At 61.1% G+C, this 23,102-nt stretch carries 21 protein-coding genes; 10 read left to right on the top strand and 11 right to left on the bottom strand.

All coding sequences use genetic code 11. The features are described 5' to 3' along the window. Positions 1-12: 12 nt before the first annotated feature. The 3 genes from ACZ9IU_RS02550 to mutS all read right to left on the bottom strand — a co-directional run bounded on the left by ACZ9IU_RS02550 (position 13) and on the right by mutS (position 6,796). The gene (locus tag ACZ9IU_RS02550) at positions 13-2,850 is read right to left on the bottom strand and encodes a [protein-PII] uridylyltransferase (protein ID WP_038539162.1); all 2,838 of its coding nucleotides are present in this window, start codon (positions 2,848-2,850) and stop codon (positions 13-15) included. 112 nt (positions 2,851-2,962) lie between these two features. After that, positions 2,963-3,994 (bottom strand): helix-turn-helix domain-containing protein, encoded by a 1,032-nt coding sequence (locus ACZ9IU_RS02545; RefSeq protein WP_051899625.1) that lies wholly within the window; start codon positions 3,992-3,994, stop codon positions 2,963-2,965. 153 nt (positions 3,995-4,147) lie between these two features. Then, entirely contained in the window at positions 4,148-6,796 is a 2,649-nt protein-coding gene (gene mutS, locus ACZ9IU_RS02540; protein ID WP_244447545.1) for a DNA mismatch repair protein MutS, read from the bottom strand. A 197-nt stretch (positions 6,797-6,993) separates the two neighbouring features. On the opposite strand from mutS, the gene ACZ9IU_RS02535 reads away from it, so the two are divergent. From ACZ9IU_RS02535 to ACZ9IU_RS02525, 3 genes are all read left to right on the top strand, one after another. Further along, entirely contained in the window at positions 6,994-9,291 is a 2,298-nt protein-coding gene (locus ACZ9IU_RS02535; protein ID WP_038539157.1) for an NADP-dependent malic enzyme, read from the top strand. A 69-nt stretch (positions 9,292-9,360) separates the two neighbouring features. Then, complete coding sequence (locus ACZ9IU_RS02530; RefSeq protein WP_038539154.1) at positions 9,361-9,600, top strand: type II toxin-antitoxin system Phd/YefM family antitoxin; 240 nt, start codon at positions 9,361-9,363, stop codon at positions 9,598-9,600. Continuing rightward, positions 9,597-9,986 carry a type II toxin-antitoxin system VapC family toxin gene (locus tag ACZ9IU_RS02525; protein ID WP_038539150.1) on the top strand — a complete coding sequence of 130 codons (390 nt, stop codon included), beginning with the start codon at positions 9,597-9,599 and terminating at the stop codon, positions 9,984-9,986. The genes ACZ9IU_RS02530 and ACZ9IU_RS02525 overlap by 4 nt, the downstream gene beginning before the upstream one ends. On the opposite strand, the gene olsB is transcribed toward ACZ9IU_RS02525, so the two are convergent. The 5 genes from olsB to ACZ9IU_RS02500 all read right to left on the bottom strand — a co-directional run bounded on the left by olsB (position 9,983) and on the right by ACZ9IU_RS02500 (position 15,200). Beyond that, the gene (gene olsB, locus ACZ9IU_RS02520; protein WP_038539147.1) at positions 9,983-10,855 is read right to left on the bottom strand and encodes a l-ornithine N(alpha)-acyltransferase; all 873 of its coding nucleotides are present in this window, start codon (positions 10,853-10,855) and stop codon (positions 9,983-9,985) included. The genes ACZ9IU_RS02525 and olsB overlap by 4 nt on opposite strands. Before the next feature lie 99 nt (positions 10,856-10,954). Then, positions 10,955-12,670 (bottom strand): hybrid sensor histidine kinase/response regulator, encoded by a 1,716-nt coding sequence (locus ACZ9IU_RS02515; RefSeq protein WP_162182325.1) that lies wholly within the window; start codon positions 12,668-12,670, stop codon positions 10,955-10,957. A gap of 120 nt (positions 12,671-12,790) precedes the next feature. After that, a complete protein-coding gene (gene lspA / locus ACZ9IU_RS02510) occupies positions 12,791-13,282 on the bottom strand; it encodes a signal peptidase II (RefSeq protein ID WP_038539145.1) in 492 nt (163 codons plus the stop codon). Beyond that, a complete protein-coding gene (locus ACZ9IU_RS02505; protein WP_498956639.1) occupies positions 13,279-14,142 on the bottom strand; it encodes a TrmH family RNA methyltransferase in 864 nt (287 codons plus the stop codon). The genes lspA and ACZ9IU_RS02505 overlap by 4 nt, the downstream gene beginning before the upstream one ends. Beyond that, positions 14,139-15,200, bottom strand: coding sequence for a class I SAM-dependent methyltransferase (locus ACZ9IU_RS02500; protein ID WP_080719258.1), 1,062 nt, complete (start codon positions 15,198-15,200; stop codon positions 14,139-14,141). Before ACZ9IU_RS02500 ends, ACZ9IU_RS02505 begins: the two co-directional genes overlap by 4 nt. A 174-nt stretch (positions 15,201-15,374) precedes the next feature. On the opposite strand from ACZ9IU_RS02500, the gene ACZ9IU_RS02495 reads away from it, so the two are divergent. Beyond that, a complete protein-coding gene (locus ACZ9IU_RS02495; RefSeq protein ID WP_038539139.1) occupies positions 15,375-15,830 on the top strand; it encodes an SRPBCC family protein in 456 nt (151 codons plus the stop codon). Positions 15,831-15,846: 16 nt separating this feature from the next. Here ACZ9IU_RS02495 and ACZ9IU_RS02490 read toward each other — a convergent pair whose 3' ends face one another. From ACZ9IU_RS02490 to sppA, 3 genes are all read right to left on the bottom strand, one after another. After that, entirely contained in the window at positions 15,847-16,182 is a 336-nt protein-coding gene (locus ACZ9IU_RS02490; RefSeq protein ID WP_038539136.1) for a lipopolysaccharide assembly protein LapA domain-containing protein, read from the bottom strand. Positions 16,183-16,281: 99 nt separating this feature from the next. Next, the gene (locus ACZ9IU_RS02485; protein WP_007759833.1) at positions 16,282-16,581 is read right to left on the bottom strand and encodes an integration host factor subunit beta; all 300 of its coding nucleotides are present in this window, start codon (positions 16,579-16,581) and stop codon (positions 16,282-16,284) included. Between the two features lie 26 nt (positions 16,582-16,607). Then, the gene (sppA, locus tag ACZ9IU_RS02480; protein ID WP_038539128.1) at positions 16,608-17,564 is read right to left on the bottom strand and encodes a signal peptide peptidase SppA; all 957 of its coding nucleotides are present in this window, start codon (positions 17,562-17,564) and stop codon (positions 16,608-16,610) included. A gap of 206 nt (positions 17,565-17,770) precedes the next feature. Here sppA and lptC point away from each other — a divergent pair, with 206 nt between their 5' ends. The 6 genes from lptC (at position 17,771) to ptsN (ending at position 22,939) form a co-directional block, all read left to right on the top strand. Then, positions 17,771-18,439: an LPS export ABC transporter periplasmic protein LptC gene (gene lptC / locus ACZ9IU_RS02475; protein WP_038539126.1), complete on the top strand. Its 669-nt coding sequence runs from the start codon at positions 17,771-17,773 to the stop codon at positions 18,437-18,439. 12 nt (positions 18,440-18,451) lie between these two features. Continuing rightward, the gene (locus ACZ9IU_RS02470; protein ID WP_038539123.1) at positions 18,452-19,006 is read left to right on the top strand and encodes an LptA/OstA family protein; all 555 of its coding nucleotides are present in this window, start codon (positions 18,452-18,454) and stop codon (positions 19,004-19,006) included. 36 nt (positions 19,007-19,042) lie between these two features. Then, a complete protein-coding gene (lptB, locus tag ACZ9IU_RS02465; RefSeq protein ID WP_065814785.1) occupies positions 19,043-19,825 on the top strand; it encodes an LPS export ABC transporter ATP-binding protein in 783 nt (260 codons plus the stop codon). Positions 19,826-20,016: 191 nt separating this feature from the next. Next, positions 20,017-21,573, top strand: a complete 1,557-nt coding sequence (gene rpoN, locus ACZ9IU_RS02460; protein WP_038539116.1) for an RNA polymerase factor sigma-54 — start codon at positions 20,017-20,019, stop codon at positions 21,571-21,573. Between the two features lie 248 nt (positions 21,574-21,821). Further along, positions 21,822-22,397, top strand: a complete 576-nt coding sequence (gene hpf, locus ACZ9IU_RS02455) for a ribosome hibernation-promoting factor, HPF/YfiA family (protein WP_038539113.1) — start codon at positions 21,822-21,824, stop codon at positions 22,395-22,397. A gap of 77 nt (positions 22,398-22,474) precedes the next feature. Then, positions 22,475-22,939, top strand: coding sequence for a PTS IIA-like nitrogen regulatory protein PtsN (ptsN, locus tag ACZ9IU_RS02450; RefSeq protein WP_038539110.1), 465 nt, complete (start codon positions 22,475-22,477; stop codon positions 22,937-22,939). The last annotated feature ends 163 nt before the right edge of the window (positions 22,940-23,102 follow it).

Here is a 23,102-nt window from a genome sequence, read left to right as displayed (position 1 = left end):
ATCGGACGAAACTCACACGCTTGCCTTGGACTTGCGCGGCTGCGACGCCTGATCCGGATTGGGGGCCGGCGCGATCATGCCCATCGGCATGCCGCTCCTCAGTTCATCCTCCTGCTCGGACATCACAGCCTTCAGCCGCGCCGCGATATTGCCCTGGCGGTTCTCGTTCACGACCTTCTGGCCGACGAGATCGGTGACATAGAAGGTATCGATGACCTTTTCGCCGAAGGTGGTGATGCGTGCCGAATGGATGTCGAGCGAGAGATCGGCAAGCACGGCGGTGATATCCGCCAGCAGGCCGGTACGGTCGAGGCATTCCACCTCGATGACCGTGAACTTGTTCGACAGGCCGTTCGAGAGAATGACCGACGGCGGAATGGTGAAGGTCTTGTTGCGCTTGCGGGACTTGGCGCGCGTCGCGATGACTTCCGGCAGGCGCTTCTTGCCCGACAGCACGTCCTCGATCATCCGGCTGATGGTGCCGGCGCGGCGCAACTCATCTTCGTCCACCGGGAATTCGCGGTTGATCAGAATGGTGTCGAGCGCCCGGCCGTCGGAGGTCGTGAAAATCTGCGCATCGGCGATGTTGGCGCCCGCGGCGGCGCAAGCGCCGGCGATGATCGACAGCAGGCGCGGATGGTCCGGCGCCAGGACAGTGATCTCGGTGATGGCGTGGAAACTGTCCGTCCGCACCATGGTGGCGAGCGCCTGGCCCGCCTTGTCGGTGTCGCGGAGGAACTTCGTGTGACGGACCTGGTCGTCCAGCGAGACCGACAGGAGGTAGGGCTGGTAGTGCAGTTTCGAATAGGTGCGGCGATCCTTGGCGCTCCAGTCGGCCAGTGCCTTGAAGAGCTCCTCTTCGGCAACCTTGGCGCGCTCCTTGCGCGATACCTCGGAGAAACCGCCCGAGAGCAGCAGCTCGGTCTCGTAATAGAGCGTGCGCAGCAGCTGGCCCTTCCAGCCGTTCCAGACACCCGGGCCGACGGCGCGGATATCGCAGATGGTCAGGATCAGGAGCAGCTTCAGCCGGTCCATCGACTGTACCTTTTCGGCGAAGTCGGTGATCGTCTTTCGGTCGTGCAGGTCGCGGGTCTGGGCCGTCATCGACATCAGGAGATGCACTTCGATCAGCCAGACGACGAGTTCGGTCTGCTTGGCATTGAGGCCGAGACGCGGGCAAAGCTTGCGGGCGATGCGGGCGCCGGCGATCGAATGATCCTCCTGGCGGCCCTTGGCGACATCGTGCAGCAGCACGGCGACATAAAGCGCCTCGCGCTCTTCCACACTCGGCATCACCTTGTTGGCGAGCGGGTGGATATCGGCGGCCTTGCCCCTGTCGACTTCCGACAGCGCTTCGACGGAGCGGATCAGGTGCTCGTCGACCGTATAATGATGATACATGTTGAACTGCATCATCGCGACGACCTTGCCGAATTCCGGAATGAAGCGGCCGAGCACGCCCGCCTCATTCATCCGACGCAGCATCAGTGCCGGATCACGCCGCGAGGTCAGCATGGAGAGGAAAAGCCGGTTGGCCTCCTCGTCCTCGCGCACCTCGTTGTCGATCAGCGAAAGCGAGCGGGTCATGCGCTTCAGGGCATCGGGATGGAGCTCAAGCCCGTTGATATCGGCTACATGGAAAAAGCGGATGATATTGACCGGATCGCGCTTGAAGACATTCGGATCGGCAAGCGTGATGCGACCGCGGTCCACCACGAATTCAACGGTGCCGGGGATCTTGTGGAGACGCTTGGTGAAACGCGAGATGACGCGATTGGTAAGGCCGGGTGCCGCCTTCGCCTGCTGCTCTTCGAGTGCTGCGCAGAGAATGCGGGTCAGATCGCCGACATTCTTCGACACGAGGAAATAGTGCTTCATGAAGCGTTCGACGGCGGAAAGGCCGGGGCGTGAATGATAACCGAGGCTCTCGGCAATCTCGCGCTGGATGTCGAAGGAAAGACGTTCCTCGGCCTTGCCGGTCAGGAAATGCATCTGGCACCGCACCGCCCAGAGGAAGTCGTCCGCCTTTTCGAACGAGCGGGCTTCTTCGCGCGAGAGAACGCCCAGCTTCACCAGTTCGGTCGTCTCGCGGACGCGGTAGTAATATTTGGCGATCCAGAAGAGCGTGTGGAGGTCCCGCAGGCCGCCCTTGCCTTCCTTGACGTTCGGCTCGACCAGATAACGCGTATCGCCGGCCTTCTCGTGGCGATTGTCGCGCTCGGCAAGTTTGGCGGCAATGAATTCCGGACCGGTATCGGCGACGATTTCGTTGTCGAAACGGCTCTCGAGGTCGTTCACCAGCGCCTCGCGGCCGCAGATGTAGCGGCTTTCGAGAATGGCGGTGCGGATCGTCATATCCGTCTTGGAGAGACGGATGCATTCTTCAACGGTGCGGGTCGCGTGGCCAACCTTGAAGCCCATGTCCCACAGCACGTAGAGCAGGAACTCGACGGCCTTGCGCATGGTCTCGGTATTTCGCGGAGGCAGCAGGAACAGCAGGTCGATGTCCGAACCCGGCGCCAGCGTGTCGCGGCCATAACCGCCGACGGCTGCCACGGCGATATCCGTGCCCTCGGTATAGAGGCCTTCGGCAATCGTCTCGTAAAGAACGCGGATCAGCTGGTCCTGGAGCCAGGAGATGCGGCGGGCGCAATTCAGCCCGCTGCCGTCCTTGGAGAGAAGCTGGCGGGCCTTCTCGCGGCCCTCGACGCTTGCCCGGCGCAGCAGCGGCAGAAGCGCCGCCCGCAATTCCAGCTGGGGGCGATCCTTGTCCTTGACGATCGCCCTGCAATCGGCCCGAAGACGGGCCACGTCGAGAAGTTCAGAAAAATCGATGTCGTGTCTGGCCATATTATCCTGCCGGTGCCCGGCCTGCGGAGGGAGGCTATAATCTTTTTGAGGCACCTTGACCAACGATTATCATCATCGGACGTTTCAAAGTTGTTGCTTCCCGCTTTGAAGTTCAAGGCCGTGTTTTTATCGCACCGCCGTCCTGTGCGGCCCTTGCCTCGGCTCTCCATTGCTTGGGGCTCATGCCCGTCACGCGGCGGAATTCACGGTTGAAGTTCGATTTCGTCGAGAAGCCGACGTCCAGCATCACCTGGATCACCGTCCGTTCGGTCTCCCGCAAGAGGCGGCAGGCTTCAGCGATACGGCGATCGTTGACGAACTGCGAGACATTCAACCCCCTCGCGCGATTGATGACGGCAGAGGCCTCGCGGGCCGGAAGCCTTGCCTTGCGGGAAAGCTTCGCAAGGCTCAGATCCTCGCTCCTGTAAAGCTCGCCCTCCTCCAGGGCCGCCTCGATGCGAGATAGCGCGATCTTATCTTCTTCCGTTGGCTCGACGGAAGGCGAAGCAGCAGTCGGTTCGGCCGGCGAAAAATCCGGTGAAAAATAGTAGACGATCACCACGGCCATCGCCGCGAGGTTCATGATCGTAACCGCCATCGGGACGTCACGGGCGCCGTAGATATTGGTGTAGACGGCGAGCGCGGCATCGCTGATAGCGAAGAACAGCATCAGCCCGGCGGTCAACCGGGCGGCGTGCAACGCCGGACGAACCCGCTGCAGGGAGGCTTCGGCCATCACGTCGTCTCCGCCCGAGACCGTCTGCCTGTAGAGCGCAACGCCGTAGCCGAAGAAGATCACCAGCAGCAGTGGATCGACAAGATCGCGGAAGAAGCCAACCGCCACTGCCACGACGCAGGGCACCACGGCGTGCAACCAAGGCCGCTCTAGAGGTTTTGCAGTCAGGCCGCGGAACGCCAGGAAGGCAAGCGGCGGCATAATGGACGCGGTGATCGGCAAAAAGGGCACCAATCCGTCGACCCCGTAGCCGAAACGCAGCCCTACGCCGACGCCCTGGAAGGCATAGAGCACAAGGAACGCATAGAAATAGCGACGCGTTCCGGGCAGTTCGACGCCCTTCAGGCTGCGATAAAGCGTCAGCGCGAAGACGAGGCCGGCAAGAAAAGGCAAGGGAACGGACAGCACGCAGGATACCCGATGAAACGGCCTCGATCACGATCTGGAAGGCATTAGCATGTTCAGGCCGAGATGGCATGCGGATCGAGGGTCCGAAGGAGGCGATCCTCGGCACGGTCCCTCACCTGCTAAATCGCGCACCTTCAGACCGTTGCCGGAACGTCAGGTCTTGAGCTGCTTCTTCAGCGCATAAAGCGCCTCCAGAGCCTCGCGCGGCGTCATGTCGTCCGGGTTGATGGCCTTCAGCGCGTCCTCGACCTTGGAGGACCCGGCGCGCTTGGCTTCTTCGCGGCGGACTGCGACCTGGAAGAGCGGCAGGTCGTCGATCAGCTGGCTCGCGGGGTTCTTGCGGTCGGAATCCTCGAGCTTGGTCAGCACGTCGCGGGCACGGGCGACCACCGAGTCGGGCAGGCCGGCCAGCCGCGCGACCTGAATGCCGTAGGAGCGGTCGGCGGCGCCGGGGCCGACCTCGTGCAGGAAGATCACCTCGCCGTCCCATTCCTTCACCCGCATCGTAGCGTTGGAAAGCCGGTTCAGCTTTTCCGAGAGCACGGTCAGCTCGTGGAAATGGGTGGCGAAGAGGCCGCGGCATCTGTTCGCCTCGTGCAGGTGCTCGACCGCCGCCCAGGCGATCGACAGGCCGTCGAAGGTCGCGGTGCCACGGCCGATCTCGTCGAGGATGACCAGCGAACGGTCGCTCGCCTGGTTGAGGATGGCGGCCGTCTCGACCATCTCGACCATGAAGGTGGAACGGCCGCGGGCCAGATCGTCCGACGCGCCGACGCGCGAAAAAAGCCGGTCGACGATGCCGATATGGGCGGAGACCGCCGGCACGAAGGAACCCATCTGCGCGAGGATGGCGATCAAAGCGTTCTGGCGCAGGAAGGTCGACTTACCGCCCATGTTCGGACCAGTGAGCAGCCAGAGCGCCCCGAACTCGCCGCCATTATGCGGCGAGAGATCGCAATCATTGGCGATGAACGGGCCTACGGACTGCCTGCGCAGAGCCTGCTCGACCACCGGGTGGCGACCGCCTTCGATCGCGAACATGCGCGAGGCATCCACGACCGGCCGGCGATAACTCCATTCGTCGGCGAGCATGGCAAGGCCCGCCGCGACGTCGATCACCGCCAGCGCCCGGGCGCCGGCCTTGATCGTCTCCGCCTCCGAGGTCACGGCTGCGACCATGCTGTCGAAGGCTTCGAGCTCTATCGTCAGCGCCTTGTCGGCGGCATTGGCGATGCGGCTTTCAAGATCGGCAAGTTCTGTCGTCGTGAAGCGCATAGCGCTCGCCATGGTCTGGCGGTGGATGAAGCGCGCCTTGCCTTCAGGCGTATCGGTCATCGTGCCCGAATTGCCGGCGGTCACCTCAATGAAATAACCGAGCACGTTGTTGTGCTTGATCTTCAGCGACTTGATGCCGGTTTCCTCGGCATATTGGAGCTGGAGCGCGGCAATCACCCGCCGTGACTGGTCGCGCAACGCCCGCACCTCGTCGAGGTCCGAATGGGCGCCATCGGCGAGGAACCCACCGTCGCGCTTCAGAAGCGGCAGTTCCCGCGCCAGCATGTTGCCGAGCATGGATTCCAGATGAAGCGGCAAAGCCTTCAGGCCGTCGAGCGCCTGCCCCAGTTCCTCGGGCAGCATGGCCCTGTCGAGAAAGCCCGCGACACCGCGGGCCGCTTCCAGCCCCTGCAGGATACTGCCGAGATCACGCGGGCCGCCGCGGTCGAGCACCAGGCGCGACAGGGCGCGCGGCATATCCGGCACGTGCTTCAACCCGGAGCGCAGCTCGCTGCAGAGCGTGGGCTCTTCCAGCAGGAAAGAGATGGAATCGAGACGCCGGTTGATGCGGTCGGGATCAGTCAGCGGCGACATCAACCGTTCGGCGAGCAAACGAGCGCCGCCTCCGGTCACCGTGCGGTCGATCGCCTTCAGAAGCGTGCCTTCCCGCTCCCCCGACAAAGTCTTGGTCAGTTCCAGGTTGCCGCGGGTCGCCGGATCGATGAACAGCGTCGAGGCGCCGCTTTCGCGCTCGGGACGTCCGAGCGGCGGCCGTTCGGCGATCTGGGTCTTTTCCACATAGGCGACAGCGGCCGCGGCGGCTGCTAGTTCTGCACGGGAAAAATTGCCGAAACCATCGAGCGTGCCGACACCGAAATAGCGGGTAATGCGGCCCTCGGCGCTGGCGCTGTCGAATAGTACGGACGGCTGCGGGACCGCGACCTTGCCGAGCACGTCGAAGACGGGTTTAAGTTCGGCATCATGAAACATCGTATCCGGCAGGATCAGTTCGCGTGGATCGATGCGCAGGATATCGGCGAGCAGCCGGGACTGATCGGTCTCCGCCAGCCGAAAGACGCCGGTCGAGATATCGATCCAGGCAAGCGCCAGAAGCGGTTCGGCGGCTCCCTTGATGCGGGCGAGCGCCATCAGGTAATTCGACTCGAACGGTGAGAGGAGCTTTTCCTCGGTAATCGTGCCCGGCGTCACCAGCCGCACGACGTCACGCTTCACCACCGATTTCGAGCCGCGTTTCTTGGCCTCCGCCGGGTCTTCCACCTGTTCGCAGACTGCGACGCGGAAACCGAGCGAGATCAGCTTCTGCAGATAGTCGTCGGCGGCATGCACCGGCACGCCGCACATCGGGATTTCGCGGCCGAGATGCTGGCCGCGCTTGGTGAGCGTGATGCCGAGCGCGCGCGACGCATCGACCGCATCCTCGAAGAAGAGCTCATAGAAATCGCCCATGCGGTAGAAGAGCAGCGAACCCGGATTGTTCGCCTTGATCTCGATATATTGCTCCATCATCGGCGTTGCCGAGGCGCGGCTTTCCTCCGAGGCAAGCTCGGCAGTATTCAGGGCGTCGATGGGGAATCTTTCAAACTGGGTCACGGAACCGATTTTTTGTTGCGCGCTGGAACTTGCGACACTATCGATGAAGACACCTGAAAGACAACATCTGCCGCGGCCTAGAGGACGGCTGCCCACAAAAAGCTGGAGGAGACATGCCTGCTAAGGACAAGGCCACGGAGAAGGCCGCACGTTCGCGCGCTTCCGTAACCGAACAGGAAGCACTCGATTTCCATTCGGAAGGCCGCCCCGGTAAACTCGAAATCAATCCCACCAAGCCGATGGCGACCCAGCGCGACCTGTCGCTGGCCTATTCGCCGGGCGTTGCCGTGCCGGTCTTGGCCATCGCCGCAAACCCGGCAACCGCCTATGACTACACGACACGCGGCAACATGGTCGCCGTCATCTCCAACGGCACGGCGATCCTCGGTCTCGGCAATCTTGGGGCGCTCGCCTCGAAACCGGTGATGGAAGGCAAGGCCGTGCTGTTCAAGCGCTTCGCCGACGTCGACGCGATCGACCTTGAGGTCGACACCGAAAACGTCGATGAATTCATCAACTGCGTGCGCTTCCTCGGCCCTTCCTTTGGCGGCATCAACCTCGAGGACATCAAGGCGCCGGAGTGCTTCATCATCGAAAGCCGCCTGCGCGAGCTGATGGACATCCCGGTTTTCCATGACGACCAGCACGGCACGGCGATCATCGCCGCCGCTGGCCTGATCAATGCGCTGGAACTGACCGGCCGGGACCTCAAGACCACCAAGCTCGTCTGCAACGGCGCCGGCGCCGCGGCGATCGCCTGCGTCGAACTCATCAAGGCGATGGGCTTCAATTCGGAAAATGTCATTCTCTGCGACACCAAGGGTGTCATCTATCAGGGCCGTACCGAAGGCATGAACCAGTGGAAGTCCGCCCATGCGGTGAACACCGCCAAGCGGACCCTCGCCGAGGCCATGAAGGACGCGGACGTCGTGCTCGGTCTTTCCCAAAAGGGCGCCTTTACCGAAGAGATGATCCGTTCGATGGCGGACAGGCCGATCATCTTCGCGATGGCCAATCCCGATCCGGAAATTACCCCGGAAGAGGTCACCCGCATTCGCGACGACGCAATCATGGCGACCGGACGTTCGGACTATCCGAACCAGGTCAACAACGTCCTCGGTTTCCCCTATATCTTTCGCGGCGCGCTCGACGTCCGGGCAAGCCAGATCAACGATGCGATGAAGATCGCTGCCGTCAATGCGCTCGCCAATCTCGCCCGCGAAGACGTGCCGGATGATGTCGCCGCCGCTTACCAGGGCAACCGCCCCCGCTTCGGTGCACAATACATCATCCCCGTTCCGTTCGACCCGCGCCTCATCTCGGCGATCCCGGTTGCCGTCGCGGAAGCTGCGATGGAAAGCGGCGTCGCCCGCAAGAACATCGCCGACCTGGCCGCCTATGGCCGGGAACTTTCCGCCCGTCGCGATCCGATTGCCGCGACGACGCAGGGCATCTACGAACGCGTTCGCCGCTTTCCGAAACGGGTTGTCTTCGCCGAGGCCGAAGAAGAGCAGGTCATGCGCGCGGCGATTTCCTTCACCACCCAGAAGCTCGGCACTGCCATCCTTCTCGGCCGCGACGACGTCATCCGCACGACGGCGGAAAAGGCGGGCATCGACCTCGACCGCACCGGCGTTGAAATCGTCAACGCGCGTCTTTCCAATCGGCTCGATGCCTATATCGATCATCTCTACGCGCGCCTGCAGCGCGAAGGCTTCCTCTATCGCGACGTCCAGCGCCTGATCCACAACGATCGCAACCACTTCGCCGCGACCATGGTCGCCATCGGCGATGCGGATGCGATGGTGACCGGCACGACCCGCAATTATGCGACGGCGCTTCAGGACGTCCGCCGCTGCATCGATCCGAAGCCGGGGCACAAGGTGATCGGGGTATCGCTGGTGATCTCACGCGGCCGGACGATCTTCGTCGCCGATACCGCCGTCCACGATATGCCGAATGCGGAGGATCTCGCCGATATCGCCGTCGAAGCCGCGCGCGTCGCAAAGCGCATGGGCTACGAGCCTCGTGTCGCGATGCTTGCTTATTCCACCTTCGGACAGCCGATCGGCGAGCGTTCGGAGCGGGTTCGCGAGGCGGTCAAGATCCTCGACCAGCGTCGCGTGGATTTCGAATATGACGGCGAGATGGCCGCGGACGTGGCGCTCAACCCGCACCGGATGGAGCAATACCCGTTCAGCCGGCTCTCGGGAACAGCCAACGTGCTCGTCATGCCGGCGATCCATTCGGCCTCGATCTCGACCCGCATGCTGCAGGAACTCGGCGCTTCGACAGTGATCGGTCCGCTGCTCGTCGGCCTCGACAAATCGGTACAGATCACCTCCATGGGTGCCAAGGACAGCGATATCGTCAATATGGCAGCAATCGCGGCTTACAACGCCGGGACGTAGGTGGTTTTCTTGCAATCAACCTCCGAGTGGACTAAGTTTATTGAACTAAGTCCACCCGGCGGTTTGCTTGTGAAAACTATCAACATTCATGAAGCCAAAACCCATCTGTCGCGCCTCGTCGAAGAGGCAGCAAACGGCGAAGCTTTCGTCATCGCCAAGGCCGGCAAACCGATGGTGAGGGTCGTGCCGCTGGAGGAAGCGCCGAAGAAGAAAAGACGGGCTGGCTTTCTAAAAGGCTATGCATCCGTTCCCGACGATTTCGACACAATGTTCGCCAAGGAAATTGAAGAGATGTTTTACGGAGAATGAGAGTTCTCCCGGATTCTCATATCCTCGCTTGGTTCGCCGACGATGCGCCAAAGCTCACCGACGAAATGCGCGCCATCATTGAAGATGAGGAAAATGAGCTTTTCTTCAGTGCCGCCAGCCTCTGGGAGCTGATTATCAAACGAGCGCTCAATCGTAGTGGTTTCAATATCAGCCCGCGCGTTTTACATCGCGCTTTGCTCGACAATGGATTTCAGGAATTACACGTGAGCACCGAGCATGTTCTTGCTGTCGAGAGCCTACCTCCGATCCATAAGGACCCGTTCGACCGGATTCTCATCGCGCAGAGTATTTCCGAAGGCATGCTGCTGCTGACTTCGGATGAAACCATCGCCCAATACGACGGTCCCATAAGGCTTGTCCGTTAGCTCGCGAACCGTCCCGCATCGGCGCCGAAGTGGCTGATGTAGCGGTCGGAGATCGAGGCGATCGGCAGGACGATCAAAACGTCGGTGGTGTTGAAAGCGTGGTCGATAACCGCACCGTCGCCTACCATGGCGCCGAGGCGCAGATATCCCTTGATCAGCGGCGGCAGCAAGGAAAGCGCCTTGCGGGTATTCACGTCCTCCATCGGCATCAGGTCCATCGGGCGATAGAGTTCCGGCCGTGCCGAAACCGCCCAATCGCCCTTGGTCGAGACCGTATGGTGTAGGAAAGACAGCGCCATGGCGTGTTCTTCGGGCGAAACGCCCGGGAAGGACGCGCAGCCGAACATCGCGTTCATGCCGTGCTTCAGCGAATAGGCCCAATTGCCCTGCCAGAGCAGTTCGACGGTGCGCTTGGTACGGTAGTCGGGCAGTACGCAGGAGCGGCCGAGCTCCATGAACTGTTTGTCGGGATGACGCGCAAGCAGCGGCTCGATGTCGAATTCCGATGCCGAATAGAAGCCGTTATTGGCTAACGCCACTTCCTGGCGCAGCAGGCGGTAAGTGCCGACGATCTGATCTTCGATGTCACCCTCGATTGCATTGTCGACGACCAGAAGGTGGTCGCAGATCGCATCGAAGGCATCGACGTCGCGGCGGCGGCGCATGGCGTCGGGGCTGAGTGTCGCGTGCATTTCTTCAACGAAGACGCGATAGCGAACCGCCTGCGCGGCATCGATTTCACGCTCGCTGCGGGCAAGCCGAGTTTCGAGCGTGCCAATGCGGCCGAAGACATCGCCGCTTACCGGAGCAGAGGCCGGCGCCTGGTTTGTTTCAGGTATCACTTCACGGTTCAGGAGTTCGATTGCCAAGGTGATTCTCCCCGTCCCGGTTTGATCACCGCCTTAAATCACTTCTCTGCGACAAGAACGTGACATCCATTGTCATAATAGGTTCCAGGAATGGTCGCGTCAACGCGCCTGTTGGCGCTCGGTGGAGAGAACTCCCAAAATTCGAACCTCCTCCAGTAGCGTCAGCGGATCGACCGGCTTTGCGAAGACACGGCTGGCCCCGTTCAGAAGCGCCTCGCGATGTGTCGCCTCACGGCTCTCGCCCGTCAGCACGATCACCGGAACCAGAGACCGGACGCCGTTCTGCTCCTCGCCACGCAGTGCCGCCAGGAGGTTGAAAACATCCCCTCCAGGCATGTACATGTCGGAAATGATGAGATCGAGCGGCGTGTCCCGGTTGAGTACCGCCTCGATCAGGGTGGGGAAATCACCGACGAGACGGACGCGATGTCCGGCCTTTGTCAGAACCGAGCGGATGATCAGCGCATTGACGGGATCGTCCTCGCCGAGCAGCACGTCGAGCCCTTCGCCATGCTTTTCGATGACGGGCGGCGCCGGCATGGCCTGGTTATCATTGAGCGCGTCGCGTGTGCCGAAGCCACGCAGGCGGCCGCTCAAGACATCGATCAGGGATTTTTCCCGGAGCGGCCGGATGAGCCAGGCGTCGAAGAAATCTTGAGGCTGGGAAGCGCGTTCCTCCGGGTTGACGAGCAGGATGCGATGAAGCGGCGCATGCGCCTTTTCATTGGCATAATCGGAGGCAAGCCGGTGATCGACGATCAGGTCGGTATAGGCCAGCGGCCCTGTCTCGGCGCGGTCGATCAGCATCTGCGCGTCGGCCGTGTTGGCGACGTGCCGGCAGCGGCCGCCAAGCGTTTCGATCGTCGCGACCGTCGCCTTGGCGGCTGGCCCTTCCGGCGCCAGAAGCAGAACGCGGGACATCGCGAGCAACTGGTTGCGTTCGCCTGTGCCCGATTGCGCCGTTTCTGCGAAATGCAAGGGGAAGCGGATGGTGAACGTGCTGCCGGCCCCCTTCTGGCTGGCGACGGAAAGCGATCCGCCGAACTCCGCCAGGATGCGGGAGGCAATGCCTAGACCGAGGCCGGTGCCGCCGCTGCGGGCCTCCGCGGAGCCTGCCTGCTCGAACTCACCGAAAACTTGGTTCAGCTCCTCCGGCGCCATGCCGGGACCGGTATCGATGACGGCGATAGCGACATTGCCGTCATCGACCGCAGCCTGCACCAGTACGCCGCCATGGGCGGTGAATTTCACGGCATTGCCGATGACGTTGAAAAGCACTTGCCGGATACGTCCCGGATCGAAATCGAGGAGGTCGGGCAGATCAGCGGCCACCGTCGCGGCGATCTCGATGCGTTTCTCGTGGGCGCGCGACGCCAGCATCTCGACGACGTTTTCGATGAGGTGGCGAAGATTTTCCGCCCGGTTGTTGAGCCGGAAACGGCCGGCTTCCAGCGTCGAGTAGTCGAGGAGATCCTCGACGAGCTGCGCCAGGGCATAACCGGACTGGCGAATGCCGCTCAGATAGTTCTGCTGTTCCGCCGTCAGCTTGGTCTGGCCGAGAAGATGGGTCATGCCGAGAATGCCGTTGAGCGGCGTGCGGATTTCATGGACGACGGTGGCGATCTGCCGGGATTTCGCAGCGCTGGCCGCCTCGGCATTCTTCAAGGCGTGCTGGAGCCGGGGAACCGTGCGCTGGCGGCGCCACTCGGAGATCCGGGAAAAGAGCGAGGCAAATACGCTGCGTGATGCAGGCTTTCCCTCACCCCGCTGCACGCCAAATGCGGGCACGACCTTTTCGACCACGGGTTCGGCCATGTCGGCCGCCGGGGAAGACCCGAACGCCTTGGAGATACGTTCATGTATGTCGGCAATATCTCGCATTGGGAAAGACTAACGAGGTTTCTTTCCCAATCCTTAGAGCAATCAGGTAAAATTTTACTGATCGACCTTTTTCGGCCCGACCAGCTCGTCGAGGATCACCAGGCCTGCCCCGATGGTGATGAAACTGTCCGCCAGGTTGAAGACCGCGAAGGACCAAGTCTCGGTGTGGAACAGGATGTAGTCGATCACGTGACCATAGGCGAAACCATCGATCAGGTTGCCGATCGCGCCAGCGATGATCAGCGTGAACCCGGCATGGGCGAAAGGCCGCTCCTTCGGGGTGCGGCGCCAGAGCCAGAGCACGAAGGCGACGATCAGCACCCGCATGCCGACGATGAATTCCCGCTCCATGCCGGACAGAAGGGAAAAGGCGACGCCGAGATTATAGGTACGGTAGAGCGCTAAAAGCGGCAGCAGTGGCACCGCTTCCTGCATCGGAAGATAATTCTCGACGGCGATCTTCACCACCTGATCGATGGCGACTGCTATGATGATGACGATCAGTGCCACCAGAGGCCGCGAAAGAAGGGCTACGCGTGGGGTCATTTCTTCTCGTCCAGGGTCAGCAGGTGGCGGCGGGCCTCGAAGAGCATCACGGCGGACGCGACGGCGAGGTTGAGCGAGTCCGCCCTGCCCTGCTGAGGAATGCGAACGGTGCGATCGGCGGCCCTGGCAAGATTGTCCGGCAGGCCGGACTGCTCGTTGCCCATCAGCAGCACGACCGGCTTTTTCGAATAATCCACGGTGCGATAATCGACGGCGCCGGCAAGATGATGGGTCGCCACGACCTGGGTGCCGGAGCGCTTCTGCCAGATCAGGAATTCTTCCGCCGAACATTTGACAACCGGCACCGCGAAGACCGAGCCCATGGTGGCGCGCACGGTTTCCAGCGAAAACGGGTCGGTGCATTCGCCGATCAGGATCACTCCGGTGGCGCCTGCGGCATCGGCAGTGCGGATGATGGTGCCGAGATTGCCTGGGTCGCGCACGCGGTCGAGCGCCACCAGCGTCTCGTTCCTGCCCGGCCTCAGATCATCGAGCCTTTTCCAGCGCTGCTCGAAAATGCCGACGACCATCTGCGGATTGTCGCGGCGGGTGACCGACGAGAGCACTTTCTCACTGACCTCCAGCACCAGCCCGCCATGGGCGACTGTCTTGGCCGCCACCTGCTCGACAAGCGCCTTGCCCTTGGCCGCCTTGGCATAGACCAGCGTGCGGATTTCCCAGCCGAGCTCCAATGCGTCGATGACGAGCTTCAGGCCCTCGGCCATGAAGGTGCCGCTCTCTTCGCGGTCTCTCTTGTTGGTGAGCGCCTTGATGTCCTTGATGATCGGATTGGAAAGCGAAGTGACTTCCTTCACCTGACCGACCCGTCGTGGTCCGGATTTCTGAAAATCGTCGGTCATGCCGGCACCCAGCGACTGAAAAGAGATGTGGAAAGCGCGCGGCCCGGCGTCTTGCCGTCCAGCCCCGCCTCACGGATGACGAGCTCGCCCGATTCCACGACGCCGCCGGCGCCGCGCATCGTCTCGCGCATCAGTTCATGGATGGAGTAGAAGCTGGCGCGGATGGAATAAGCGGTCAGCACCAGGCCGATTGCCTTCGGTGACAGCAGTTCGCGGCAGATGTCGAGCATCAGCGGCAGATGATCGAAAAGCTGCCAGACTTCACCATTCGGGCCCCGGCCGAATTTCGGCGGATCGGTGAGGATGATATCGTAGCGGTTGCCGCGACGCTCCTCGCGCAGGATGAACTTCATGGCGTCCTCGCAGATCCAGCGGATCGGCGCCTTGTCGAGGCGGGCGAGCGACTGGTTCTCGCGCGCCCAGCCGATCGCCTTCTTGGAGGCGTCCACATGGGTGACTTCGGCGCCGGCGGCTGCCGCGACCAGCGAGGCGACGCCCGTATAACCGAACAGGTTCAGTACCTTCACCGGGCGTTTTGCCTCCTCGATGCGGTTCTTCATCCACTCCCAGTGGACGATCTGCTCCGGGAAGACGCCGACATGGCGGAAGGACGTGAAGCGGCCGAGGAAATCGGTGCCGAGCAGCGACAACGGCCAGGTTTCGCCAAGGGCTTCCTTGGTGAAGCGCCAGCGACCCATGCCGTCCTCATCCGTATCGCCGGTGAAGAGTGCATCCGCCTTTTCCCAGACGTGGGCGGGAAGTGACGGCTGCCAGAGCGCCTGGGCTTCCGGCCGGACGATGCGGTAAGGACCGTATTGCTCGAGTTTCAGCCCGTTGCCGCTGTCGACCAGGTGAAAATCACCGGCACCGGACGATTCGAGAATGATCGGCACGCGCTCGGGCGGCCGCTCGCCGCTGCGCGGCAAAAGCGGGCGGGTTTCCGCCGGTGCTGCGGCCGACGCGGGTTTTGCGGCGGCGTACCCGCGGGAGGACCTGTTGCCGGCCTCGCTCCGGGTTTTTTCACCCGGCCGCCTTTCCTTGTTCTTCAATACGTTCATCCGCTTGGATTTTTGAGACTTGGGCAGCAGATAGCATTTGCCGGCCATTCTTCAAAGCCGGGGAGCCTATGGCGGCGTGTTTTATTGAGGCCCGGCATGTCCGCCTTTTGTCCCCCTTGGCAAAGATCATCGCCCTTGCAATAAGTCTAGCAACGGTGGACGGAGGATCATCACATGGATATGGGCGGCGAAGAACGTATTGCAGCACCCCGCGAAGTGGTCTGGGCGGCGTTGAACGATCCGGAAATCCTCCGCCAGTGCATCCCCGGTTGCCAGACGCTCGAACAGAAGTCTCCAACCGAGCTTTCGGCAACCGTCAAGCTGAAGGTCGGTCCGGTCTCGGCGAGCTTTTCCGGCGAGGTGACCCTCTCCGACATCAACCCGCCTGAGAGCTACACGATCTCAGGCGAAGGCAAGGGCGGCATCGCAGGTTTCGCCAAGGGTTCCGCCACTGTCACGCTGGTCGACGACGGCAGCGACACGCTGCTTCGTTACTCCACCAAGGCCCAGGTGGGTGGCAAGATCGCGCAGCTCGGCTCGCGACTGATCGATTCGACCTCGCAGAAGCTCGCCGGTCAGTTTTTCGCGGATTTCAACAAGGCCGTGGTAGCCAAAGCCGCGCAAGCCTAATTTACTTTACCCGAATTCATTTCGAAGGAAGTTGCGCCGAGGCCGGCCGTCCAGCGACGGCAGCCTTGTGCTCGTTCTGCCATCGGACCGCTTCGCGTGCTTCGACGCGAGCCTGTTTGCGATGTTTGCCCTGGCTCCACCAGGTCACGAACGAGCCGATGAACATCCCGATCAACAAGGCCAGGAACAGAAACAGAAAGAAGGGTGCGCTGACCGCCAACATGCCGTCTTCAGGCCGGAAGGGGTTGAGCGCCAGGGTGACCATCTGGCGATTCGCGACTGCGAGCACGATCAGCACGATGCCGAGCGGCACGAAGACCACGAGCGAGACGATCCTTTTGAACTTATCCATCTGAATCTCCAGCAGACTGTCTGCTGTTTTACCAGCATCTGTTGCAGAATAGGCGCGCTTTGTGGGGTTTCAAGGGCGGCGAAAGCCGCGCGCGAAGGATCAATCCTCTTCGTCGTCGAGACCCGGATTCAGGCGCTCGCGCAATTCCTTGCCTGTCTTGAAGAACGGAACCCATTTCTCCTCGACAAACACGCTCTCGCCGGTGCGCGGGTTGCGACCGGACCGTGAGGGACGATTCTTCACCGAAAACGCGCCGAAGCCTCGCAGTTCGACACGATTTCCGCCTGCCAGGGCATCTGTGATCTCGTCGAGCACGGCATTGACGATGTTCTCGACGTCGCGGTGGTAGAGATGCGGATTGCGAGCCGCAACGATCTGCACCAGTTCTGACTTGATCACGGTTGCCCCCTGAAAAGTTTAGATTTTTAACCGCGCCCAACCTGCCAAACGGAGACAAGACCGTCAAGAAACAACTTGTCGGCGCCGAAGACGCGAAGGACGTCGGGAGTGATTGCCTGGCCGAGACCGGAGAGGTTCAACACCTCGCTGATGGCACTCGCGAGCCAGAAGGACGAGGAAGATTTGCGCTCCTTCCAGTCCACGATCGGCAGGTCCTTCGAGATGCCCCGTGATTCCAGATAGTCGCGGATGTCCTCCTCGCCGCCAAGCTTGTCGACCAGCTTGACGTTGAGTGCCTGGCGACCGGTGAAGATCGTGCCATCCGCGAGCTTCAGCACCTCGTCGCGCGGCATCTTGCGGCGATCGGCAACGAGATCGACGAACCAGGCATAGCTGTCCATCACCATGCTGCGGATCATCGTCTTGGCTTCCTCGCTCGCGGGATGGAAGGGCGACGGCTCGGCCTTCAGCGGCGCCGACTTGATCTCTTCCAGCGAGACGCCAATCTTCTTCATCACCTCGTCGACCTGCGGGTATTGGAAGATCACGCCGATCGAGCCGGTGATCGAGCTTTCGCCCGCGACGATCTGGTCGCCGGCGGTGGCAATCATATAGCCGGCAGACGCGGCCAGCGTGCGGATATCGGAAACGACCGGCTTCTTTTCGGAAACCTTGCGGATCGCCTTGAAGATGCGCTCGCCGCCATAGGTCGTCCCGCCCGGCGAGGAAATCGAGACGATCAACGCCTTGGCCTGGCTGCTTTCGGCAATCTTGGCGAGCCGCTCCAGCAATTCCTTGTCATCGGTGATCAAACCGGAGATTTCGATGCGGGCGACATGGGGCAAGGCAGATCCGCCACTCTCGCCGGCAACGGCACGATAGAGCGCAAAACCGATGCCGACCAGGAAAACAAGGGCAACGACCCGCCAGAAACTCAGCTTACGGCGCAGGGAGCGCCGGTCCGCGATTGCCATTTGATCCATAAAATCACCCTTCGAGACGAACCGTCGTTGCTAAATAGGCTCTCTAGCGCGTTTTGCAGCGGCTCACATCACGTTTTTATGTTGCCCATTATTGTTTGTTGATTGAATAAAAACCATATTGGCGGACAAAGCAAAGCTCCTACCGGTTCCATCGGCATTGCCGAGATGGGGCGTGGAAACGAGCTAGAAGGAACAACCCGGCACTCATGCTGCAGCATATTCGAAAAACGGCAGGCTTTACTGCGGCGCTGGAGCCGCGCGCGGATGCCTACCAGGCGGCGCTGGCGCATTCCTCGCTCGTGCGTAAACTCAAGATACTGCTGCCGATCCTGGCCGGCGTGATTTCTGCCGCCTTCATCGCTATCTCAATCGTCCGCGCCTACCTGCCGGAAAACCTTTCGATTGAAAACGCGCGGATCGAAAACGGCAAGATCGTCATGGAACGACCGGCGATTTCTGGCCGCAACAAGGACGGCATCAGCTACTCGATGACCGCCAGCCGTGCGCTGCAGGATATCAAGAATTCGAACATGATCACGCTCGAGGACGTCAAGGCCGCCGTACCGGTCAACGACGACGTTATCGCGCGGGTCATCGCGACCGGCGCCGACTTCGACCGCGGCACGGACATGCTCGATCTGAACTCTCCGTTCGATGTCAATCTGAGCAACGGGATCACCGCCCGATTCAAGTCCGCCCATCTCGATATCAATGCTGGTGTGATGAATTCACCCGAGCACGTCGATATCGCCATGAAAGAAGGCTCTATCGTTGCAGAGTCTTTAAAGATAACGGATAAGGGACATACCATCACCTTCAAAGGCCAGGTTCGCGTCCATCTCGATCCAGCCACCATCCGCAACCAAGGCAAGTAGAGCCCGGCCGTCATGATCAATCGCCGCCTTCTTAAACGCAATGCCGCAGTTCTGATCGCGGCAGGATTTATTTCCTGTCTAGCAGCGACCGCACATGCCCAGACGACCACCAGCCAGATGGAAGGCCTGAAGCTTTCCGGCGACCAACCGATCCAGATCCAGAGTGACCAACTCGAGATCAAGGAGCAGGAAAAGAAGGCCTATTTTACCGGCAACGTCCAGGTCGTGCAGGGCACGACCACGATGAAGGCGGGCAAGATGACGGTTCTTTATACGGGTGAAGGTGGCTCGGTGACCTCGGGCAACGCCAATATCGACAAGATATTCCTCGACGAGACGGTATTCCTGACCTCGGGCACCCAGCAGGCCACCGCCGAAAAGGGCGAGTTCGACATGAAATCCCAAACCTTCGTGCTTTCCGGCAAACAGGTCGTGCTGTCTGAAGGTCCCAACGTCTTCAAGGGCTGCAAACTCACCGTCCTGATGGAAACCGGCCAGGCCAAGCTTGACGCCTGTGGCGGGCGTGTCGAGATCCTGCTCGATCCGAAATCGCGACCGAAGCAATAATAGACATTTGACGTGAAAATACCGTTCATCACCAGTCTGTCGGCAAGGAAGCCGTCCGCGCCCGAACCCTTCGTCGTACGCGATAAAGCGCGCTACGAGGGCACGCTTGTCGCGCATGGGCTTTCGAAGACCTACGATACGCGTCGCGTCGTCAACGGCGTGTCGCTAGTCGTGCGCCGTGGCGAGGCCGTCGGACTGCTCGGGCCGAACGGCGCGGGCAAAACGACCTGCTTCTACATGATCACCGGCCTGGTGCCGGTGGACGAAGGCATGATTGCGATCAACGGCAACGAAGTCACCCGCATGCCGATGTATCGCCGCGCCCGGTTGGGCGTAGGTTATCTGCCGCAGGAAGCATCGATCTTCCGCGGCCTGACCGTCGAGGAAAACATCCGGGCGGTGCTGGAAGTCCACGAGCCCGACAAGGACAAGCGGGAACGCAAGCTCGACGAACTGCTGGAAGAGTTCCATATCAGCCAGCTTCGGAAAACGGCGGCCGTTGCGCTTTCCGGCGGTGAGCGCCGGCGCCTTGAAATTGCCCGAGCGCTGGCGACCGACCCCGCTTTCATGCTGCTCGACGAACCTTTTGCGGGCGTCGACCCCATTTCGGTTTCCGACATCCAGAACCTCGTGCGCCACTTGACGGCACGCGGGATTGGCGTTCTGATAACGGACCACAACGTCCGCGAGACTTTGGGCCTGATCGACCGGGCCTACATCATCCATGCGGGCGAAGTGCTGACCCACGGCCGGGCGGACGACATTGTCAACAACCCGGACGTCCGCCGCCTCTACCTCGGCGACAAGTTCAGCCTCTAGACGCTGCTCCGGTCGCTGCAGCGCGCCAAAGAAATTTACTTTCCCGCACTGCAGCGCTTGACCAAATCTGTCAAAAAAGCAATTCTTGTGCCAGATGCAAATTTGGCCTTGTGGGGGCTTGGCCGAAAACGAGCGTCCGCCATCCATGACCGGGTGGTTCAAGGGGATTGCACGGGAGTTTCGCGTCCGCCATGGGTTTATCCGCTAATCTTTTCCTACGCCAAACCCAATCGCTGGTGATGACGCCGCAGCTGATGCAATCCATCCAGCTGCTGCAGATGACGCATTTCGAACTCAACCAGTTCATCGCCCAGGAAGTCGAAAAGAACCCGCTGCTCGAAATTACGTCAAACGAGAGCGAAAACGACGCGGAAACAGGCTTCGAAACCGCCGACGACTTTGACCTGACCGAAGGCCGCGAGAGTTCGGCAGTGGCCGAAGTCGACAGCGGCTGGTACGAGGGGTCCTCTTCCATCAGCGCCGAGAGGCTCGGCGAAGGGCTCGACACCGGCTTCGAAAACGTCTTCCCCGACGATGGCCCGGCGCGGCGCGCCGACGCCCCGGAACTGCTCAGCCAATGGAAATCGATGCCGGGCGGCGATGCCGGCGAAGACTACGACCTGGATGATTTCGTCGCCGGCCAGGTGACGCTACGCGATCACCTGAACCAGCAGATCCCCTTCCTGATCGTCGATGCGGCCGACCGCCTGATTGCCCGGCATCTCGTCGATCAGCTGGACGAGGCCGGTTATATGCTCGGCGATATCGAGGAGATCGCCGCCCGCCTCGGCAAAAGCGCCGAGAATGTAGAAGCCATCCTCCGCTCGCTGCAGACGCTCGATCCGCCGGGCGTCTTCGCGCGATCGCTCAGCGAATGTCTGGCAATCCAGCTTCGGGAAAAAGACCGGCTCGACCCGGCCATGGATGCGCTGATCAGACATCTGGATCTGCTGGGCAAACGCGACTTCGCCTCGCTTCGAAAGATCTGCGGCGTCGACGACGAAGACCTCATCGACATGCTGGCAGAAATCCGCTGTCTCAACCCGAAGCCCGGCGCCGGCTTCGAGCGCGGCATGTCTGAGACGATTTCGCCGGATATCGTTGTGCGCGCGGCGCCCGACGGCAGCTGGATGGTCGAGCTCAATCCGGACACCCTGCCGCGCGTCCTGGTAAACCACAGCTATTTCCAGACGGTGTCCAAGCACTGCCCGAAAAACGGGGACGACCACAACTTCCTTTCCGAATGCATGCAGAATGCCAATTGGCTGACGCGCAGCCTCGACCAGCGGGCCAAGACGATCATGAAGGTGGCCGCCGAAATCGTCCGGCAACAGGATGCCTTCCTGATCCACGGCGTCGATCACCTGCGCCCGCTCAACCTCAAGACCGTCGCCGAAGCGATCAAGATGCATGAATCGACAGTCAGCCGCGTCACCTCCAACAAATACATGCTGACGCCGCGGGGGCTGTTCGAACTCAAGTATTTCTTCACGGTGTCGATCGGCTCGGCCGAAGAGGGCGGCGACAGCCATTCGGCGGAGGCGGTGCGCCATCGGATTCGCCTGTTGATCGCCCAGGAGACGCCTGAGACGGTGCTCTCCGACGACGATATCGTCGCCAGCCTGAAACGCGGCGGGGTCGAGCTCGCGCGCCGGACCGTCGCGAAATACCGCGAGGCGATGAACATTCCTTCGTCCGTCCAGCGCCGCCGCGAAAAGCGTGCGATCGCGGGGGTCGCGGCGTTCTGAGATACCGGCGAAACACCCGGGTTTCCACAGGTCTACGTAGAAATCCTGAGGTCCGCTGCCGTTGACATTTAAAACATCGGGCGCTAGAAGCCCGCCGCAACTGCACGGGGCATGGCACGAAACGTATCCCATTATCCAGACATGCATCGATTGCAGCAATTTGGCCCAGTCGCATGTGAACGGCTTGGATGCGGGGACGGCTTGGCGTAGACTGGAACACGCAAGTCACGACAAGAAGGAAGAACTCCATGAGTGTGCGTGTATCCGGTAAGCATATGGAAATTGGCGATTCGTTCCGTCAAAGGATCGAGGACCAAATCGGAGAAGCGGTTACAAAATACTTCGACGGAGGCTACTCAGGCCAAGTCATCGTGGAAAAGGCTGGTTCGCGCTTTTCTGCCGACTGCAAGGTGCATCTCGACACCGGGATCGTCCTGCATGCGGCCGGCGAGGCGAATGATCCGCAGATCAGTTTCGATGCCGCAGCACAGCGGATCGAAAAACGTCTGCGCCGCTACAAGCGGCGGCTCAAGGATCATCATGCCGGCAACCATGTGAATGGTTATGCGGAAGTTGCCTACACTGTTATGGACAGCGTACCGGATGAAGGGGAGGAAGTGCCCGAGGATTTCGCGCCGACCATCGTCGCGGAAAGTTCGAAGCAGTTGAAGACGATGACGGTCGCAAGTGCCGTCATGGCACTTGATATGACAGACGAGCCTGTTCTTCTGTTCCGTAGCCCCGGCAAGGAACATCTGAACATTGTGTACCGCCGCAATGACGGCAATATTGGCTGGATCGATTCCACCAATATCAAGAACTAACAACTTGGGGAGAGCGTCGGAGACGGCGCTCCCCTTCGCCTAGGGCACAAGCTCTTGCGGCACGAAGGATGAAGAGAATGGCATTGGCAGATTTGCTGCAGCAAGATGCGATTATTCCTGCCCTAAAGGTAAACTCCAAAAAGCAGCTATTGCAGGAGCTGGCGGCTAAGGCTTCCAAGTTGACGGGCGTGAGCGAACGAGAAATCTTCGACATCATCCTGCAGCGCGAAAGGCTCGGTTCCACCGGCGTCGGCCACGGCATCGCCATCCCGCACGGCAAGCTCAACAGCATCTCGTCGATCAAGGGCATTTTCGCGCGTCTTGAAGCGCCGGTCGATTTCGAAGCGCTCGACGACGAGCCGGTCGATCTGGTGTTCCTGCTGCTGGCACCCGAAGGCGCCGGCGCCGACCACCTGAAGGCCCTGTCGCGTATTGCCCGCGTGTTGCGCGACCAGGACCTTGTCGCCAAGCTGCGCAAAACCGATTCCGCTTCGGCGATCTATGCATTCCTCAACGAGGAGCAGGCCAACCACGCCGCCTGACCGCATAACACATTCGTGGGGACGAGACGAACCGCCCGGCCGCTGTCAAAGCGCCGGGCGGTTTTGTTTTTGAGCCACATTCCGCGGGGATTATGCGTGGAAACTCAACGGATCAGGAACAATCGCCAGTCCGACGAGCAAACACCAACGGGGGTGTCCGGGC

It is taken from the genome of Mesorhizobium sp. USDA 4132, from assembly GCF_056279545.1.
This window is presented reverse-complemented; position numbering and strand designations above follow the sequence as displayed.

Bases quoted from the DNA above. Each gene is read 5' to 3' on its own strand.
- hpf (WP_038539113.1), top strand. From the start codon at position 21,822: ATGAGTGTGCGTGTATCCGGTAAGCATATGGAAATTGGCGATTCGTTC.
- lptC (WP_038539126.1), top strand. From the start codon at position 17,771: ATGCTGCAGCATATTCGAAAAACGGCAGGCTTTACTGCGGCGCTGGAG.
- rpoN (WP_038539116.1), top strand. From the start codon at position 20,017: ATGGGTTTATCCGCTAATCTTTTCCTACGCCAAACCCAATCGCTGGTG.
- ACZ9IU_RS02550 (WP_038539162.1), bottom strand. From the start codon at position 2,850: ATGGCCAGACACGACATCGATTTTTCTGAACTTCTCGACGTGGCCCGT.
- ptsN (WP_038539110.1), top strand. From the start codon at position 22,475: ATGGCATTGGCAGATTTGCTGCAGCAAGATGCGATTATTCCTGCCCTA.
- ACZ9IU_RS02515 (WP_162182325.1), bottom strand. From the start codon at position 12,670: ATGGCCGAACCCGTGGTCGAAAAGGTCGTGCCCGCATTTGGCGTGCAG.
- ACZ9IU_RS02500 (WP_080719258.1), bottom strand. From the start codon at position 15,200: ATGAACGTATTGAAGAACAAGGAAAGGCGGCCGGGTGAAAAAACCCGG.
- ACZ9IU_RS02505 (WP_498956639.1), bottom strand. From the start codon at position 14,142: ATGACCGACGATTTTCAGAAATCCGGACCACGACGGGTCGGTCAGGTG.
- ACZ9IU_RS02495 (WP_038539139.1), top strand. From the start codon at position 15,375: ATGGATATGGGCGGCGAAGAACGTATTGCAGCACCCCGCGAAGTGGTC.
- ACZ9IU_RS02535 (WP_038539157.1), top strand. From the start codon at position 6,994: ATGCCTGCTAAGGACAAGGCCACGGAGAAGGCCGCACGTTCGCGCGCT.
- ACZ9IU_RS02470 (WP_038539123.1), top strand. From the start codon at position 18,452: ATGATCAATCGCCGCCTTCTTAAACGCAATGCCGCAGTTCTGATCGCG.
- sppA (WP_038539128.1), bottom strand. From the start codon at position 17,564: ATGGATCAAATGGCAATCGCGGACCGGCGCTCCCTGCGCCGTAAGCTG.
- lspA (WP_038539145.1), bottom strand. From the start codon at position 13,282: ATGACCCCACGCGTAGCCCTTCTTTCGCGGCCTCTGGTGGCACTGATC.
- mutS (WP_244447545.1), bottom strand. From the start codon at position 6,796: ATGATGGAGCAATATATCGAGATCAAGGCGAACAATCCGGGTTCGCTG.
- ACZ9IU_RS02525 (WP_038539150.1), top strand. From the start codon at position 9,597: ATGAGAGTTCTCCCGGATTCTCATATCCTCGCTTGGTTCGCCGACGAT.
- ACZ9IU_RS02490 (WP_038539136.1), bottom strand. From the start codon at position 16,182: ATGGATAAGTTCAAAAGGATCGTCTCGCTCGTGGTCTTCGTGCCGCTC.